At 46.0% G+C, this 559-nt stretch carries 1 protein-coding gene; it reads right to left on the reverse strand.

The genetic code is table 11. The annotated features are described in order from the left end of the window. Positions 1-43: 43 nt before the first annotated feature. Positions 44-559, reverse strand: a 516-nt coding sequence (locus tag AB4653_RS26975; protein ID WP_372105771.1) for an A24 family peptidase, incomplete at its 5' end; no start/stop codon positions are given.

Raw genomic sequence — 559 nt, forward strand, 5'->3', positions numbered from 1 at the left:
CCACTGGCGATCCCACCGCTTAATCCGATAATGATTGCCATGATTAAATCCCTAGTACAGAAGTGAAATACCAACCCATGATGTCATTGCCCCACATCAAACTTACCCAACCCGCAATCGCCAGGTAAGGTCCAAATGGGAACGCTTTATCTATACCTTGCTGTTTCAGGCGAAGCTGAGTTAATCCGAAAACAAGGCCGACAAGCGAAGATAAAAGGATGATCATCGGCAGATGTTGCCACCCCAGCCATGCACCTAATGCGGCTAGGAGTTTGAAGTCTCCATATCCCATGCCTTCTTTGCCTGTTAGTAGCTTGAACAACCAATAAACAGACCACAAAGCTAGATAGCCAGCCATTGCGCCAACGACGGAATCTTGAAGCGATACAGGACTGATGTTAAACAGTGCCAAAGCGATACCAGACCAAACCAAAGGTAAGGTGATTTGATCAGGTAACAGCATGGTATCTAGGTCGATAAAGGTTGCGGCAATCAATGCAAAGGTGAAAAAAATCAAAGCAATGGCGTAGTAACTGAAACCAAAGTGGCTAGCCACTAC

The organism is Vibrio sp. 10N.222.48.A3 (assembly GCF_041475345.1).
In the GTDB taxonomy this organism is placed as follows: Bacteria; Pseudomonadota; Gammaproteobacteria; order Enterobacterales; family Vibrionaceae; genus Vibrio; species Vibrio tasmaniensis_A.